General features: G+C 64.0%; 10 protein-coding genes and 1 pseudogene. 5 read left to right on the top strand and 6 right to left on the bottom strand.

Translation table 11 applies throughout. From position 1 onward, the window contains the following. Positions 1-2297, top strand: a pseudogene (locus ACEN9T_RS06485) (FdhF/YdeP family oxidoreductase). 344 nt (positions 2298-2641) lie between these two features. Here ACEN9T_RS06485 and ACEN9T_RS06490 read toward each other — a convergent pair. From ACEN9T_RS06490 to ACEN9T_RS06500, 3 genes are all read right to left on the bottom strand, one after another. Further along, positions 2642-4036, bottom strand: coding sequence for an NHL repeat-containing protein (locus ACEN9T_RS06490; protein WP_413705844.1), 1395 nt, complete (start codon positions 4034-4036; stop codon positions 2642-2644). A 374-nt stretch (positions 4037-4410) separates the two neighbouring features. Then, on the bottom strand, positions 4411-5871 hold the full coding sequence (locus ACEN9T_RS06495; RefSeq protein ID WP_413705845.1) for a FimV family protein: 1461 nt from the start codon (positions 5869-5871) through the stop codon (positions 4411-4413). A gap of 171 nt (positions 5872-6042) precedes the next feature. Then, positions 6043-6735: a lytic transglycosylase domain-containing protein gene (locus tag ACEN9T_RS06500; protein WP_092974533.1), complete on the bottom strand. Its 693-nt coding sequence runs from the start codon at positions 6733-6735 to the stop codon at positions 6043-6045. Between the two features lie 409 nt (positions 6736-7144). Between ACEN9T_RS06500 and ACEN9T_RS06505 the strand changes: the two genes are divergently transcribed. Beyond that, complete coding sequence (locus ACEN9T_RS06505; RefSeq protein ID WP_413705846.1) at positions 7145-9043, top strand: leucine-rich repeat domain-containing protein; 1899 nt, start codon at positions 7145-7147, stop codon at positions 9041-9043. A 152-nt stretch (positions 9044-9195) separates the two neighbouring features. On the opposite strand, the gene ACEN9T_RS06510 is transcribed toward ACEN9T_RS06505, so the two are convergent. Then, complete coding sequence (locus tag ACEN9T_RS06510) at positions 9196-13194, bottom strand: type III effector protein (RefSeq protein ID WP_413705847.1); 3999 nt, start codon at positions 13192-13194, stop codon at positions 9196-9198. Between the two features lie 148 nt (positions 13195-13342). Beyond that, positions 13343-13714 carry a hypothetical protein gene (locus ACEN9T_RS06515; RefSeq protein ID WP_413705848.1) on the bottom strand — a complete coding sequence of 124 codons (372 nt, stop codon included), beginning with the start codon at positions 13712-13714 and terminating at the stop codon, positions 13343-13345. Positions 13715-13957: 243 nt separating this feature from the next. Between ACEN9T_RS06515 and ACEN9T_RS06520 the strand changes: the two genes are divergently transcribed. From ACEN9T_RS06520 to ACEN9T_RS06530, 3 genes are all read left to right on the top strand, one after another. Next, positions 13958-14467 carry a sigma-70 family RNA polymerase sigma factor gene (locus ACEN9T_RS06520; protein WP_092974545.1) on the top strand — a complete coding sequence of 170 codons (510 nt, stop codon included), beginning with the start codon at positions 13958-13960 and terminating at the stop codon, positions 14465-14467. Next, positions 14464-15414 (top strand): DUF4880 domain-containing protein, encoded by a 951-nt coding sequence (locus ACEN9T_RS06525; protein ID WP_092974548.1) that lies wholly within the window; start codon positions 14464-14466, stop codon positions 15412-15414. Before ACEN9T_RS06520 ends, ACEN9T_RS06525 begins: the two co-directional genes overlap by 4 nt. Positions 15415-15560: 146 nt before the next feature. Beyond that, positions 15561-16088, top strand: coding sequence for a helix-turn-helix transcriptional regulator (locus ACEN9T_RS06530; protein ID WP_175537176.1), 528 nt, complete (start codon positions 15561-15563; stop codon positions 16086-16088). A gap of 160 nt (positions 16089-16248) precedes the next feature. Here the strand turns inward: ACEN9T_RS06530 and ACEN9T_RS06535 are convergent, their stop codons facing one another. Continuing rightward, positions 16249-16986: a response regulator transcription factor gene (locus tag ACEN9T_RS06535; protein WP_092974551.1), complete on the bottom strand. Its 738-nt coding sequence runs from the start codon at positions 16984-16986 to the stop codon at positions 16249-16251. Positions 16987-17035 lie beyond the last annotated feature (49 nt).

Genomic DNA, 17035 nt, shown 5'->3' on the forward strand with positions numbered 1-17035 from the left:
GTGAAGCACCAGAAGATCGAGTTCTACCGTCACCCGGCCGGTGGCTGGGGCGCGCTTAAAAGCGTTGCGCATCAATTACTGTCGCAGGGCATCGCGGCCAAGGGCGCCAAGACGATGCTGTCGGCCAACCAGCCCGACGGCTTCGACTGCCCCGGCTGCGCCTGGCCCGATCGCGACCACGCCTCCACCTTCGAGTTCTGCGAGAACGGCGTCAAAGCCGTAGCTGCAGAAGCGACGTCGCGCCGCACTACGCCGGAGTTCTTCGCGCAGCACACCGTGCGGGAATTGACGGAGTGGTCGGACTACGCGCTCGAAGACCAGGGGCGCCTCACGCACCCGATGGTCTACGACGCAGCCAGCGACAAGTACGTACCGATCGAATGGGACGCCGCCTTCGCGCTGATCGCGCAGCATCTGCGCGCGCTGCCCGATCCGAACCAGGCGATCTTCTACACCTCCGGCCGCACCAGCAATGAGGCGGCCTTCCTCTACCAGTTGTTCGTGCGCGCCTACGGCACGAACAATTTCCCCGACTGCTCCAACATGTGCCACGAGCCTTCCGGCACGGGCATGCGGGGCAGCATCGGCGTCGGCAAGGGCACCGTCACGCTCGACGATTTCACCAAGGCTGATGCCATCTTCATCTTCGGCCAGAACCCGGGGACGAATCACCCGCGCATGCTCGGTGAGCTACGCGAGGCCTCCAAGCGCGGCGCGGCCATCGTCTCGTTCAACCCGCTGCGCGAGCGCGGGCTGGAGCGCTTTGCCGATCCGCAAAGCAAGATCGAGATGCTGACGCTGGGCTCCACGCGCATCAGCACGGAGTACCACCAAGTCCGCATCGGCGGCGACCTGGCCACCGTCAAAGGCATCATCAAACACGTGATCGAGCGTGACGACGTGGCACGCAGCCGCGGAGAGCCTGCCATCATCGACCACGCCTTCATCGCCCAGCACACCGGCGGCTACGACGCCTTCGCCGCCGACGTGCGCGCCGAATCGTGGGCAACCATCGAAGCCGAATCGGGCCTGCCAGAACACGAAATCCGCCAGGCCGGCGACACCTACATCAAGGCCGGCAGCGTCATCGCCTGCTGGGGCATGGGCATCACGCAGCACAAGCATTCTGTGGCGACGATCCAGATGATCGTCAACCTGCTGCTGCTGCGCGGCAACATCGGCCGCCCGGGCGCCGGCGCGTGCCCGTGCGCGGCCACAGCAACGTGCAGGGCGATCGCACCATGGGCATTTACGAGAAGCCCGCCCCCGCGTTTCTGGATCGGCTGGAGCAGGTCTTCGGGATTCAAGTACCGCGCGAACATGGCTACGACACCGTCGGCGCCATCGAGGCGATGCGCAATGGCGCGGCGCGCGTGTTCTTCGCCATGGGCGGCAACTTTGCGGCGGCCACGCCGGACACCGCCGCCACGTGGGCCGGCCTGCGCCAGTGCGACCTGACCGTGCACGTAACCACCAAGCTCAACCGCAGCCACATCGTGCACGGCAAGGCCGCGCTGATTCTGCCCTGCCTGGGCCGTACCGAGGTCGACCAGCAGGCTGGCGGCACGCAAGGCGTGACGGTGGAAGACTCGATGAGCATGGTGCACATGTCGGCAGGCATCAATCCGCCGGCCTCGCCGCATCTGCTGTCGGAGCCGGCCATCGTGGCGCGGCTGGCGGAAGCCACGCTGCCCGAGAGCACCATCCCGTGGCGCTGGCTGGTGGAAGACTATGACCGCATCCGCGAGCGCATCGAAGCCGTGTTCGACGACTTTGCCGGCTTCAACGAGAAGATCCGCGTGCCGGGCGGCTTCCGCCTGCGCAACACCGCATCCGAACGGGTGTGGAGCACGCCGTCGGGCAAGGCGGAATTCCACACGCACGCCGTGCCGACCGACACGCCAGTCCATCGCGCCCGCGAGCGCCATGCGGATACGACGGTCTTCACGCTGGCTACGGTGCGCTCGCACGACCAGTACAACACCACCATCTACGGCATGGACGACCGCTACCGTGGCGTGTTCGGCCAGCGCCGCGTGGTCTTCATCAACAAGGAAGACCTGCACACGATCCGCATGAAAGACGGCGAGTGGGTCGACATGGTGACGCTCTCTGAAGACGGCACTACGCGCCGCGCCGATGGCTTCCGTCTGGTGGCGTATGACATTCCGCGCGGGTGTCTGGCGGCGTATTACCCCGAAACCAACCCGCTGGTGCCGCTCTCTTCCGTCGCTGACCAGGCTCGCACGCCGACTTCAAAGTCGATTCCGGTGATGCTGGTGCCGGCCAGGCGCTAAATGCACTGGTCAATTGGACTCCAAGCGATTGGATAGATTGTGTCTCTCTTGTTTGTCTGCCGTTAGCTTAATGGCGACTCAATAGCGCGAGCGCTTTATTAAATCGCTTGGTGCACTGAATGAAGAATGCTTCATGGCGGTGAGGCGCGCGTTGTTCAAATAATCTCATCAACGTTCGTTGGCAGGCGATGATCCAATAAACTGATCCGTAGCCATGATTCACGTGCCTCCGTGAAGAGCGGTCAAGAAGCCCCGGGGCGGTTACAAGCGCCTTGGGGCTTTCTTTTTTTTTTTTTCGATAGGGCGAAAACGAAACAGAATCAGGTGGTGGGTACGCCGTACATTTACTGGCTGGGTGCGACGTTGCGGATCAGGTTATTTGCTTGGTCGGCGACGTACAGGTTGCCGTTGGTGTCGACCGCGATCCCGGATGGTTGGTTGAACATCGCGGTGCTACCGGCGCCGTCGGCGCTGCCCGCGTTGATGGAGCCCGCCAGTGTGGCAACGGCACCCGCCGGGGTCACCATGCGGATCAAGTTGTTGCCGTCGTCGGCGACATAAAGCACGCCGTTGGTACCGATCGCGATGCCCACCGGTAGGGCGAACGTTGCCGCAGTACCCACTCCATCATCACTGCCAGTCGCGCCGGAGCCCGCCAGTGTCGTGACAACACCTGACGATGAGATCTGCCGGATATCGCTGTTGAACCACTCCGTCACATACAGCGTGCCAGACGGAGAGCGCGCGATGCCCGAAGGGCCATTGAAGGTGGCGAGCGCAGCCGCGCCATTGTCGCTGCCAGCTGTTGTTGTGCCGGCCAGCGTGGTCACCACGCCGGCTGGCGTGATCTTGCGGATCATGTTGTTGCTGTAATCCGCCACGTAGACGTTTTCGTTGGCATCCACCGCGATGCCCAGCGGGTTGTTGAACGAAGCGCTTGCGCCGATGCCGTCGGCGCTGCCCGCAGTTGCCGAACCGGCAAGCGTCGTCACGATGCCGCCTGGCGTGATCTTGCGAATATCGTTGCCGTAGAACTCCGACACATAGAGGTTGCCGCTGGCTGCCACCGCAATGCCGACCGGAGTCGCGAACTTGGCACTGCCCGCCATGCCATCGACGTGGCCCGGGCTTCCTGTGCCTGCCAGGGTCGTGACCACGCCGCCCGGTGCGATTTTGCGGATGACGTGGTTGCCGAAATCCGCCACATAAAGGTTGCCTGAGGCGTCTCGCGCAATACCGCTCGGCTGTCGGAACGAGGCCGCCGATCCAGTGCCGTTGACATACCCCGCCGTGGTGGAACCGGCGATGGTGGACACCATTGACTGAGCGACCGCGCAGTTCACGCTCACGTTATTGACGTTACCGTTGGCCAGCCCGCTGCCGTTTGCAACGGAGCAGGATTGCCAAAGCGGTTGGGCGTTGACGGAGACAGCGTAGGCACTGCCCGCCGCTACGGAAACGGAAAAGCTGAAGCTGCCGTCGGCGGCTTGGACGATCGGATCTGCGCCGTTGTTAAGCAGCGTGAGGCTGCCGTAATCGAGCAAGCCCGAGACCGTTCCAGCAATGGTGTAAGTGGCCGGAGCCGTTGGGGCCACCGGGCCGACCGGTGCTCCGATCGGCGCACTCGGCTGCGTTGCACTGGGGGGCGGCGTGGTGGCCGTATCGCCGCCACCGCCGCATGCGGTCAGGATCAGGCAAATCGGGATGGCTTTCAGAAGCGGAGGGCACGCGGAGGACATGGCTTGGTGCTGGGCAAACGTCGATCAGGTTGGATTGGGCCATCGACTCCAGCGATCGGGGGCGCGGCATGTGCCTTTTGCGCCGCCGTATAGACCAGCTCTGATATGACGCCAGACCGGGCGAGGTTGACGCTTCGCTGGAAATGTAAGGGCTCGCCTTAAATCGGCACGTCCTCGTGGAGGTGTAGCGGCGCCTCGAAAAGAAAACGTTTGCGTGCGGGTTTTCACTGCTTAGGCGCCGAATGAGAAAACGCGCCATACATACGATCCTGCACTTGCCGGCCCGCGCAGGCTCGGACATGCGGCAAGTGGCGCAGCCGTAACGGGCTCACGGCGCGCTCGTCTTGCTGCTGAACTTCCTCGCCGTCATCGCTCTACCCTGGTGACACAGTCTGGCTATTGCGCGGGGCGCGAGGGCCGCGCTCGGTCAGTGGATCGCCGTTATCGTGGAGTTGGGTATAGATCGCGGCCAGTGCGGACTGCACCTTGCGCATGCGAATGCGGTAGAACATCAACCCGGCCGATAGCACAGCCAGCAGGACGCCTAAGACTGGACCGATGACGTCGGCGCGCTTCCAGAGTGCTGCATGGTCGGTGGGCGCCGGGCTACGGCTTTCGACCTCGTCCCCTGACGGTGCCGTCGCGGGGGCTGCGGCAGTCTGTGGAGGCTCATTCTTCAACGCCGCAAGCCGCCGCATATCGGCCAGATTCCGCTCAACCTGCGCAAGGCGCGATTCGAGTTCACGGATCGCCTGCCTGGCCGCAACCAACTCCTCGTTGAGCTGCTCGACTTTGGCCTGCTCTTGCGCACCCGTGGCGGAAAGGCGCAGCGTGTCCTTGTCCGATGCATTGGCTGGCGCCGAACGCGGCCTGCTGCCGGCGACGGCGTTGGCATTTGCCTCGGGAACAGGCGGCGTGCGGTCGGTAGCGACGGCCTGCGTCAGCATGCGGATCTGGCGTTCGGCCTCACCTCTTGCCACCGCGGTTATTTCGTCTGCCGCTGGCACACGCAACGTTGCGCCGACGCGCAGGCTGTTGATGTTTCCGGCAATAAAGGCGTGCGGATTGCTCCGGTAAAGTGCCAGCGCCGCCTGTGCAGCAGAGGCATCCGCCCGATTCCGCACGGTGCCGAACGCGATCTGTGAGAGGTTGTCGCCCGCTTTGACGGTATAGGGCGCTGCGGCGCGCTCGTCGTCTTCACCCGCAGACGAGGTGGTTGCCGCCGCCGATGGACGCACGCCGTCCGGCTGACTGCTGGCGGTCGCGTTTGCCGCCGGAGTGGAAGCGCCTGCCGCTGCAGGCGTCTGCACCCGTGGTGCCGACGCACCGCTGGACGCCGACACTGCGGAAGCAGGCGCCGGTTTGCGTTGCGTCTGCAGGAACGTGGTGGGGGCGCTTGCCGCGCCTGGCGGGCTGAGCAGCACCGTATATGCCGCCAGCGTGTTTCCACCAGGCCCCGCAAGGCGCACGACGATATCCGCAATGGAGTCCACTTGCGGAACGGTCGAGTACACGCGAACGACATAGCCGCCGTCTTGCCGCTGCACCAGGGTCGTACGCAGCGAAGGCGCGCTTGCGCCGTAAGGCACACCGGCGGCAAGGTAGCTTTCGCGGTTGCCGGGCTGCAGCACCAGCGCTTGGGCATCGTGGGGCCGCAACCCCGTCAAATCGATTTCCGCATCAAGCGGCTGGCCGATGTTCGAATGCAGATGTAGCACGCCCAGTTCGACAGCATGCCCGGCCGGCATGAATGCCCACAGGGCTGCCGCGGCCGCCGCAGCCAGTGACCTGCGCGCGGGCCGATGCGCAATTCCTCCAGGAAATCGCTTTTTCATGTTGAATGCTCCCCTTGTATTGCTGACACCCGATTTATTGTTTTGGGGGTGGTCGGGAAGGATAGAGCGTTTCGTCAGCGGATCGCCAATGACGACAGGGCAGTTGAGAAAAATTCAGAGTTCGAGCGTCGTGCCTGTTCGGGCCCCGCAATCAATCGATGGCGCGCGGTCTTACCGGCTGAACCGATCCCGCAGGCTTGCACTCTGGTTCAGGCTGGTCAGCATGGCATCGAGCCAGTGTTCATCTCCACCTGCCGTCGGCACGTTCGATGCACGTACATCGTGCTCGGGGGGGCGATCTGCTGCGTGCTTGAGAACGACGGGGCGCATGGGTTTGGCGCCATCCTGCATGGGTTGCGGCGCCGGCTCTTGTGCACGCGTTTGCCCGGCAATCGGCAGGGGCGCGCGTGCTGCAAGCTTGCGGTTGAGAATGCCCTCTACGGCCCGGGCGTAGATGCCGTTTTCCCCGGGAGACTCCGAGTGATACGCCCCGATGGCATGCCAGCTGTTGCCGTGCAGTTGCACCTTGCGCGCAAGATGCCACGCAGCCACGTAGGCGCTGACGCACGGGTCATAGAGCATCTGGCGGCCGATACCGTAGCGCGACAGTTCCGGGAGGTGGATGGTGTTGATCTGGAACATGCCCAGGTCTTCACTGCCGTTGCGGTTCCGGTTGTGCGCTTGCGGGTTCAGGTGCGATTCCTGATAGCCGATGGCACGCAGAACCTGGGCATTGACGCCGTGGTATGCGGCGGCATCGTCGATGCAATCGGCCAGGGCTGCAGCAGGCAGGCAGCCCAGCAGTGCAATGGCGAAAACCAGCGCCCGCCGCAGCGCCGCAGCGTACCGGTCACGCCCGCGCATGCTCTTGCCTGCCGGCGCAGGCGCGCGTCATGGGGTGCCGTTGCTGCAGGCGTTGCTGCTGCCAGGTGTGATGCGTTTCGCGGCGCGTGGGCGGTACTGCATGGGTGGCTGCGCGACGCTCCCGCGCAGCCATGATGCGAGACGATGGGGCATGCATTGCGGATCTCCGGTAACGAGCATGCGCGCATCATAGAAATGCGTGCCGGGCGTTGCGCACGCACAGTGCGAATTTGCCTGCCTTGCAGCGAAACCGTATCGACAGCGTGCATGGGCATGACGGTTCGCCGCGGGCGCAACGGGTTCGTCCTGCCACAGGTCATGTTGCGCGGTGGTCCATACGATCAGCAAACAGGCGGAAAGGGCGCGTTGCCCGCCGCCTATTGCCACTTCATCTTCTCTTGGGCCCATCATGCAATCACATTACGGTAGTGCCTCCACGCTGCCCGGTACCGTCGCGCAGAGCCATGCCGACCGGGGTGCGGCGGATGCAGGTGTCTCGGTGACAAACAAGCTGTCGCGCGCATTGCGGCGCGTGCTGCAGCGTGTGCGGACCGGGCACGCCGAGGCGTCGCCGGCCGCCAATCGATTTCACATGCCGCTCTCGCATCACGACCGACAGGCAGCGCCGACGTCTTCGCGCACGCAGCATCAACAACGTGCAGGTGCGGCACGCGATGCATTGCGCATCCAGCAAGCCATGCCACAGGGCCACGGCCTACGAGCCCTCATTCCGCCCACCGATGCCAGCCGCTGGCTGGCCGTATGCGAGGCGGTGGCGGGTTGGCAGCAGGAGATGGCGCGCCGCCTGCACCGCTACAGCGGCCCGTTGCTGACCGACACCGCACGGCCCACGGAGCAAGGCTTGGCCCTGGCGGCCACGCGCATGCTGCTGGCCATGCAGCAGAAAAGCCGACACCTCGTGCTCGACGGTATTCCTGTGATGCGCCTGCCTGCGGCCCTGTGCCTGGCCGAAGAGCTGGAGCGGCTGACCGTCCATGATTGCGATCTCTTTGAGTGGCCGGCGTCCGGTGGTTTGCCGGTCAACCTGAGCGCGCTGCATTTCGCGCGCAACCCGCGGTTGTCAGCGTTGCCGGGGCGGATCGGCAAGCTGTTGCAGTTGCAGGAAATTGTCGTGCTGGATTCGCCGCTGCGCGCGCTGCCGTCATCGTTGTCTCAACTGCCGAAGCTGGAGCGCCTGGTTCTGCAGGGCACGGATCTGCGCATCGTGCCCGTTGAGCTTGGCACGCTGGCCGCATTGCAGACGCTGACGCTGGCATCCAACAAGCTGCTCGCCCAACTGCCCATCAGCCTTGGCCAGCTTGCGCAACTGCGCGAGCTTCACCTGCGCGGCAATCCGCTGCTCTCTGTGTTGCCCGACACGCTGGGCAACCTGGCCGAACTGGAGCGGCTGGACCTGCGCGAGAACACTGCCATGACGACGCTGCCCGGCTCGCTCGGGCGACTGCGCAAGCTGCGTCATCTTGACCTCTCTGGCATGTCGAGCCTTGTGGCCGTGCCGGAGGGCATTGGCCATTGCGTGCAACTCCGCACGCTGCGCCTGCGCGATTGCGGATCACTGCGCAGCTTGCCAGCGTCGGTTGGCGACCTGAAGCAGCTGACGCACCTGGATTTGCGCGGCTGCTATGCCTTGGCAGGCCTGCCTGATACGCTGCGCGATCTGCCGCTAGCGTGCCGTGTCGATGTGCCGGCGCACCTGTCTGCTCGGCTGGCTGAGTTGCGGCCCATAGCCGGCGCCATCGCGACGGCCGGTTCTGCCATCGCACCGGATTGGATCGCGCTGCGCCAGGGCTGGCGCGCACGCCTGCAGCCCTATGACGCCGAATATGGCAGCGATGCCTTGTGCATCTGGATGGAGCGCTATATCAACGCCATCGCACCCGACGCCTTGCGTGCATACCGCGATAGCCGCCGTCTCGGCCTGCTGGTGGATGGCCTGTGCGAATTGCCAGCGCTGCGCAGCGCCGTCTTTCAGCGAGCCCAAGAGCGTTATGCGCTCGGTTGCCTGGACGAAGAGGCGCTGTCGCTTGATGCGCTGATGGCGATGCTCCTGAGCGAGCGCCTGCGCGAGCCCGGGTTGCCGGAAGACGCTGCCGCACGGATGGTGCGTGGCGAGGCCTTTGCAGCGTTGCTCGAATATGGCGCCGCGGGTGGGGCGATTGACGAGGTTGTTCAGAAATTCGCAGCTTGGCCGCCGCTGCAGAGTTACGTCGCACGCTACGTCAGGGCTGGCGACGGCCTCGCACGGCGGCACGTTGCTGTCGCGCGCGACTGGCTGCACGCTGGCTAGCACGGCCGTTCAATCGTGTTTCCCATGGGCCGGCTTGATGCCGGCCTTTGTTTTGCCCAATGCAACACGGCCAAAGACGCTTGGAAGCAGGCAAAAAAAGGCCAGCCCGGGCGCTCCTGGGCTGGTGTCAAGGGCGTGAAGTCTGAGGAGACTTATGTCGGCGATTGACTTTCGTCGGCTGGGAAAGCGTTACCAAGCAGCGCTTTGCGGCGCTGAATCTCCTGCTGTGCCTGCTGGCTGATCGGCAGGTTCATGGCAGCGAGTTGCTGCAGATTCGCCAGGTTGGCCTGCTTGATCGATGCTTTGGTCGGTTCCAGGCGTGTGCGCAATTGGCCAATGGTGCCGGACGGTTGCGGCTTGCCGTGCAGGGCGGCCTGGGTTTGGTCGTTCTCGCGTTGCAGCGCCTTCGGGTTGCGCACCAGCGACTGGATGCCGATGTTGCGCTCCTCGGTATGGAACAGCGCAGCCGAGTTGATGGCGCGCGTGTTGCCAATGATCTTCGAGAACGCATCGAGCAGCGGACGGCCCTGGTTGGAGTCGCACAGATAGTCGGCGCGTTCCTCGATGGTCGTCATGGCTTGCAGGCGTGCACGCATCGCCTCCACGTCGAGGTGGCTTACGTCGATCGGCTTGGCCAGCGGTTCGGCAAGCTTGAATAGCTGTTCGCCATTGGCGGTCGAACCCGGAGCGTGCGCAGCCACCTGCGTCGACACCTGTGCCGCACGTGCGAACGGGGTTGCCGCGTGATAGCGCACGAACTCGTTCTTGATTTGGACGGGGCGGTTCTCGGCCGCCGCGGCGTTGATCTCTTGCGTCGCCGCTGCGTACTTGGCCACCACATCGGCCATCAGGTTCGGATTGGCGAGGTAGCGATCGCGTTGCACCGGATTTGCATCGAACGCTTGCCGTAGCGCGGCGTCTTCGCCATGGGCTTCCGCGTCGACGATCTTGGCGAGGAAGGGATGCTGCATGATGAGGTAGCTCGTGTCGGAGCCCATCACCTCGCCCGCGTAGCTCTGTGTGCTGTCCGTATGCGAGACCGACGGCGTGAACGTGCCGTGCGGCGTCGGCACCGTCAACGACAGGCTCATGCCGCTGTTCTTGTTGCGCAGGACGCGCGCATATTGCAGCTCCATCGGGGCGTTCTCCACGTCAGGCGCCTGGCGCAACTTGACGACCAGGCTGGTGCCGTCGGTCACGTTGAGCAGCAGCCCCTGCGTTTGGCGGATCAACTCTTGCGGATCGAACTTGTCGTCCTGCAGCCGCATGTTCGGCGCGAATTTTTCCACGGCCGCTGCAATTGCCTGGTTGAGTATCACGCCGGTAATGGGCGCACCGCCCTGCGCGGTGAACGTGAACTGCCAGAACTTGCCCGTACGGCTGGGGTTGACCTGATGATTGGCGTTCATCAGGCGCGCCTCAGCGGTGAGCGAGACTTGCCCTGCGCTATTGCCCACCGAGATGGAACCCGTGAACGGGCCCAGTTGCACTTTGCCGGTAGACCGGCCGAAGCGGTTGAGGATCGCGTTGAGCGCACTGCTTTGCGCGCCGCCGGAAACCGTCGCCTTCAGTGCCGTATCCCAGCGCTGCCACAGCGATTTGTCTTTCAACGGACCGTTCTTCTGCACGTCGTAGTTCTTGAGCGGCAGGTACGTCTTGTCCAGCATTCCGCGCGCAGTCTTGTACATCGAATCGGCCGTCAGGATGGCTTCGGCGGCGGCCGTGCCGTGCTCCTCACGCTGCGCCATCTGCTGCTTCACGACAGAGATATGCGCGCCCACGCAGCCCAGCGCCAAGCTGATCGCAGCATGGCTCTTTGCCACGAACGCCTCGGGGTTGGCGAGTGCATCCTTTTGCGGATAGCGGCCATGCCACACGGTCTGGTTGATCTGTGCGAAGGCCGCTTCGCGATGCTGGTTCAGCGTATCGCGCTCTTTGGCGGGCATGAACCGATCGTTCCTGGCGAGCACGGCGCCCGCGTGATCCGCAAATTGCAGATAGGTGCCGATGAGATGCTCCAGTTGGTCCGTCGCGTGATTAAGCTGCTCGGGGCTGGCGTGTGTGATGGCGTTGCGGAACTGCGCGGGGATGTTGGCTTCCTCGCCATAGTGCAGGCGCTCGGCGTCGGTGAAGGGCTGCGCAGGGCCCGCATGCAGTTCGTGCGTCAGCGCCTTGCGTGTCTCGTTGTACAGGTGGAGCTGCGCGGGCGGCGGTTCGGCACAGGCGGCATCGAGCTGCTGATGCAGCTTGAACGTGGACTGGTAATCCTTGTGATAGCCCGGGTCCAGCAGCGTGTGCGGTGCGGCCGCGCTTTCCGTGAAGAACTGCGCCACGTTGCCGCGCACGTTCACATCAAAGCTGCCGCCGGCTTCCAGATTGGTGCTGCCATGGGTTTCGTTGCCGACGGTGGCATCTACGCTGCCGGTCACCTGGCGGTAGGCCAGGAAGCGGTCGCCATACGCCACGGAATCGGGCACGTCGCGTCGCGGTTGCGCCGGCATGGGCTGCCCGCTGCCGATGCGATCGGTCAGCACGTCGGCGATTGGCGGGTATGCGGCTTTCATCAGCGTGCCGAAGCGGTCTCCGCCCACTTTCTGGTCGATTGCGCCGGCCAGCAGCGTCATCTTCAAGGTGTTGAAACCCTTGGCAATCTTGACGTCGTTCAGGAAGTAAGGCTTGCCTGGGGCTTCCGTGTAGTTGCGGCCGATGGCGTGAGACACCAGATTGGCCAACGATTCCAACTGCTGCTTCACCTGGCGCGCATGCGGCCCGGCAGACTTGACCCAGGCGCGGTTGGCATCGTGGTTGGCAACGAGCTTGACGAGTTGGCGCAAGTCATCATGTTCGAGGTAGACATTGCCGCCGGACAGGTCCAACCGACCCGTCAGCTTGGCGGCCCACTCGCCCAGCTTGCCGCCCAGCGCAACTTTGGCGAAGGCCTGTGCCGAGGGCCAGTAGTCGACGTCACCGTCGTCATCGGCAAAGTACAGCCGGCCCTTGCCGCCACCCGCTTCCACCGACACGTGGGCACCCGCATAGCGGTTAGTGGGAAAGCCTGAGATTGACACGCTGCCCGACGTGCCCGTGCTCACGTTGGAGCCGGGCTTGGCCGTGCTGATACCCGGCGCTTTGGCTTCGAGGTTGGCGGTTTCCTTCTCGGCGTAGTGGCTCATGACGTCGTGCGCGCTGCCGCTCAGGTGCGTGCGCTTGAGTTCGTTGAGCAGCGCGGCGATCCCTTTGTAGGCGTCGGCCGGATCATGGTTGCCCAACGATTTGGCAAGCTGGCGCGCGGTCTTGGCCGCCGATGCAAATGCATCACGCACCGCCATGCCAACCTCGTGCGGAGCCTTGCGGGTGTTGTCCGCGGCAATCGTCTGGAGGGTGCCTAACTGATGCTGAAGCTTGGCGCGCAGCCCGTCACTGTGCGGGTGCGAGCGCGTGAGCGCCATCGGCACCGTGGGGAGCGCATCTTTCAGTGCAAGCGCCATCTGGCGCAACTGGGGCTTGTTGAGCGCTCCGGTATCCGGATCGAACACGGGCGCATTCGGCGGCGTGTGGCGGCCTTGCGCGTGCGCGCTGGACGAGGGAGACAACGGCGGCGAGGTGGGTGAGGGCGGCTGCAGCACGATGGCAAGCTCGTGCTGCGTGCCGTGCTCCGCGCTGTGCGTGTGAGCCGTCCCAGACGATTCGGCGTGGGGCGGCTCCGTGGGTGCCGGGTTCGGGTTCGCTTGCGTCGGGTTTGCTTGAGCGTGTGGGGTGTGAGCCGGCATAGCGGCTGAACTGCTGGCGTGCCCCTGTGCCTGTGCCTGGAGCGCAGCAGTTTGCGGTTGCGCGGGCTGTTGCGGCGGCCACTGCAGTTTGCCCTCGCGAATACGCTTCTTGGCTTCCCGGTGCACAGCGCGCGTTCCACGCCCGCTCAAGTTGGTATTCGACAGCTCAATCTTGAGCTGTGCGTTGCTGAGCGATTTCGCAGATTCCCTTTGCCGGCCCCCAACCGCCATGTCGGCAAGAGCACGCAGGCCGCTTGGCAACTGCGAAGTCTTGCGCACGCTTGGCATCGATGGCTGCGCGGATTGCGATGCCGGTGCACTGGACGACGTCTGCGCCGGAGGCGTCGCGCTGGAGTGGCGAGAAAATATCTTCATCTTCATGATGGGCGAGGGCTCCGAGGTTGGCATGCCGGGGCAACGCGGTTTCGCCCGAGCACAATTGAACCTTGCAAGCGTAGCCAGCCTCTGTCGGCGAACTTCACGCGTGCCGAAGTGCTGCGTCGGCATCCGAAGCCTCCGCTTTGGCGGCTCAGTACCGCGTGGGCGCGCCGCCGCCGTCCAGCTCCGCCGTGAGCGCAGCGATGGCATCGAGCAAATCGGTCGCTTCGGGGTCGTCGTCCAACGCATAGCGGAAGCGATAGATCATCTGGCCGGTCTGCGGGTGTCGCACGACACTGCCGCGTGCGGCACCGTCCACTTCCAGACAAAGACCGAGCAGCAGGTTGAGCGTCAGCGCGAGGTCCAACGTCTCGCGCGGCCCAAGTTCGACGTACGCCGTGAGCATGTCGGGTTCGGCGTAGCTGTCATAAGCCAGCCAGATGTTGCGGGTGCCGATGCGCAGGGCATGCGCAGGCAATGCGTCGACGTCAAACGAGGGGTGGGGCAAGTCTTCGGGGGGCATGGGCGGGCGCCGTGGCGGTTGTCGCTGCAACGAATTGCAGCAACCGGGTTGCACCGCTGAACGATGACAGCAGAGGCATCTGGATGTAGCGGGTCTGCCGAAAAACTGCGATAAAAGCCGAAAAAATGCTCACCTGAAATATCAGCGGTGGTTAGAATCTCGACATCTGGGTGGGGGCTTTCTCAACACCGGATCGGGCCGTTTGCCGGGGAACGGCCAGCACAGATTTTCGCGGAGGGTACCGTGACGCAAACCTGCCAGCCAGTTACCGAACTGGCCTCTGACTGGTTCCGACAACACTATGCATGGCTCGCCCGTCGTATGGGCGGCAAGACGGGCTGTCGCTTTGGCGCTGAAGACATTGCGGCGGAGGCGTTTGTGCAATTGCTGCAAAGGCCCGGGTGGCAAGACATCCGCGAGCCGCGCGCCTTGCTGACAACGATTGCGCAGCGTTTGCTCTATGACCTCTGGCGCCGTCGTGATCTGGAAGACGCCTATATGGCGTGGGCCGCCACGCAACCGCAAGCAACGCTGCCATCCCCGGAAGACCGCGCGTTGATCCTCGAGACCCTCACCTCCATCGATCGTATGCTCGATGGGCTTTCCGCCAAGGCGCGCGCCGCTTTTCTCTACAGCCAGTTGGATGGCCTCACATACCCTGAGATTGCCGAGCGCCTGCAGGTCTCCGTTCGCATGGTGCAGAAATACATGACGCAGGCCATGCGCCTGTGCTATCTGGCCGAATCATCGTGAAGCACGCGCTGGATGATCGGATCGCCGAGCAGGCGATCCAGTGGCTGGTCGTACTGCGCTCGGGCACGGCTTCGGAGATGGAGCGCCAGCGCTTTGCCGCTTGGCAGGAAGCCGATCCCGCGCATGCCGCTGCCGTGCAGCGTTTGCAAGGCGCGTTGGGTTCGATGGCACTGCCGCCCGTGGCAGACCCGCACCGTCGCGCCGCGCGGCGGCTTCTCGATACGCCGTCTTCGCCGACACGGCATGTGCGCCGCGCGCTCATCTTCAGCGGGCTGGGTCTGGGTGTTGCTGCCCTCGTTGACAGAGAGATCCCGCTATCCGACCTGGTTGCCGACATGCGCACGGTCACCTCGGAGCGCCGCGACTTCGCGCTGGCCGGCGGCTATCAACTACGCCTGAACGCGCGCAGCGCGGTGGATGCCTCTGTGGGTGCGCGCGGTTACGACGTGCGACTGCGCAGCGGCAGCGTGCTGGCTGTGGCAGGGTCGCCGTCGGGCCAGTTGCGGTTGTGGTCTGCGGCGGGCACGGTGGAATGCACGGGTGGCATGATTTGCGCAACGCTGGAGCCCAGTGGCGCGATGACGGTTGCCGTGCTCGAAGGCAGCGCGGCGTTGTCGACGCCGACCGGTGCCGTTTCCACGGCGCATGCGGGCGAGGTACGGCGTCTGGGCGACGGTGGCATCGAAAAACTGACGTTGATGGCGCGCAACGTGGCCGCCTGGACGCGCGGCATGGTCGAAGTCGAACACCAGCCGCTGGCGGATGTGATCGACGCATTGCGCCCCTACCACCGTAGCCTGATCGAGCTGCACCCCGAGGTGGCCGACCTGCGCGTGACGGGGCGGTTCCCACTGGAGGGACGTCGAGCCCTTCACATGCTGGCCGAAACGCTGCCTATCCAGGTGAAGGAGCTTGGCGGCGTGTGGGTGCGCATCGGCCCACGCTGAGCGCACGTCGGCCGCGAAATTTTTTCTCGATCGGGGTTCCGGTTTTTCTCCCTCGTTGCACAGAGAGAGTAAGAGGCTGTCGCGGAACCCCATCCGCGCGCGCCACTGCATCCAGATGCATAGCTTCCACAAGAGCGAAGGACGACATGAACGCCCGGGCCCAGAACGACGTGCTGCTACACGCAGACGACAACACGCGAGAAAGCCGGTATTTCTCCCCGCTTCCTGTAGCTGCCGCTTGGCGGGCGCCGGCGGTGCTACCTGTCACGATCACGGTTCGACAGGTGACACGCGCATCCAACGGTGTGATCCTGGTCGACCTGACCGAGCTTGCCGAGGCCGCTGGCGAAGACCCGCCAGCTCAGCCGGTCACGCTGGAGCAGGCGCACGCGATGCTCGGGCGGATGCTGGAATCCACGCGGAAGGCGCCTGTCCCTCCGTCGGACAGAGGGGCTGTGCTCTCCGTGCTGACACCACGGCAGTGCGACATCCTGCGTGAGGCGGCCTCAGGAAAATCCAATGTGGAGATCGCACAGGCGCTGCATATCGGCGTAGAAACCGTGAAATCGCATGTGCGTCAAATCCTGATGCGTTTACAAGCACGCAATCGGACCGAATTGGCAGCGTTATATCAGCAATGTGTGGGTGACGGTCGATCGCGCGAAAGTCATTAACGCGATAACCAATGGCAGGACAGTATGTTTTAAACCGGCACTGAATTTATTAAGCCGGTACTGAAATATATGCCCTGAAGATTTTCATTAAGAAACGCTAAAAAAATTCGCTGTAGGCAGTCGGCCTTACAGCGCGCAATCGTTTGCGCAAAAAGGCCGCTTAAGCGGCCAGAACGGCGTGCGCGTGCGGGCCTGCCGGCTCGTTGCTGGCGACTTGCACGGCCAGCTGATAGCCGCGTGCATAGACGGTCTTGAGTTCCACGCCGGTCTCGGAGCCAAACTGAAGTTTCTTGCGCAGCTTGTAGATGTGCTGCTCGATCGAGCGCTCGACGATGCTGGCGTCTGCGCCCCACACGGCGGATGCGATCTGCTGACGTGACAGGAAAGAGCCTGGCGAAGAGAACAGCAACCATGCCGTCGCAAACTCCCGAGCGGTCATGCGAACAGGGATGCTGTTGACCGTCGCCGTGCGGGTCAGGCGGCAAAGGCGATACGGCCCCACCACGACGTCGATACCGGCATTCTGTCGCACCGGCTCGGCACGCCGCAATGCCCGTTGCACGCGGGCTTGCAGCTCTTCGGCGCTGAAGTGACCGGTCAACACATCGTCCACCCCGGCATCGAAGGCTGACGCCATGTCCCCCCGGTCGACAAACTGCCCGAACACCAGGGTGGGCCAGCACATGTCGGCATTGCACTCCCGCCACGACAGCACGAGTTGCCCTGCTGTACGGAAGTGCTGAGCGTCGATCATCAACAGATCAAACGTTTCCGTGCGGCGCGCACGCAGCAGCGACAGGGCGTCGTCAAAGCGGACGCACTCCGCCTCTTGCGTGGATAGGCAGCTTGCCACGTAGGCAAAGCTGGACGGGTTGGAGGTCAGTACGGCGAACTTCATAGCGCTTCCCCATTTCAAGCCATCGCGCAGAGGAATCTTTGCAGATGGC

It is taken from the genome of Ralstonia sp. Ralssp110, from assembly GCF_047325135.1.
In the GTDB taxonomy this organism is placed as follows: Bacteria; Pseudomonadota; Gammaproteobacteria; order Burkholderiales; family Burkholderiaceae; genus Ralstonia; species Ralstonia mojiangensis.